Annotated in this window: 1 protein-coding gene; it reads right to left on the bottom strand. The window is 51.8% G+C overall.

Features of this window, described 5'->3' with window-relative positions:
* Positions 1 to 452, bottom strand: a 452-nt coding sequence (locus NV64_RS22905; protein ID WP_146005552.1) for a DUF2345 domain-containing protein, incomplete at both ends; no start/stop codon positions are given.

The raw sequence follows: 452 nt of genomic DNA, 5'->3' as shown, positions 1-452 counted from the left end.
ACCTTTCCTGCCCCTGCATACATTTTCATTCCTGCAGCCTGTGCAAACAAACTTACAGCTTCGCTTGCAGCTACAGTGAATGATTGCCCGGCACTGATATCGGTATTTTTACCAGACATAAGGCCAATACTTGCCCCGCCTGAGGCAAGTCGGACGGTCTCAGGACTTAGAATCCCTATTCCGGCAGGTGCACTGGCCAGCATTCCTGGCATTTTCAGATATTTTAGTGAGCTGTTGAGCGTCTTTTGGTTGTCGATATCAGATACTATTGCCTTCGCCCCTTTCGCGGCTGCCTGAAGGCTCCTTGCCAGCGTGAGTGCCTGTTCCAGTTGTTCTACAGCCCTGTCCATTTCGAGCATTTTACTGCCGACGTCAGGCTGAGCATCCGCGGTCAGCAAAATGCCTCTACCACCACGAACGCTGACCCAGTCATTAGTTCGCAGTTCTGCACC

Source organism: Erwinia sp. B116, assembly GCF_002865965.1.
In the GTDB taxonomy this organism is placed as follows: Bacteria; Pseudomonadota; Gammaproteobacteria; order Enterobacterales; family Enterobacteriaceae; genus Erwinia.
This window is presented reverse-complemented; position numbering and strand designations above follow the sequence as displayed.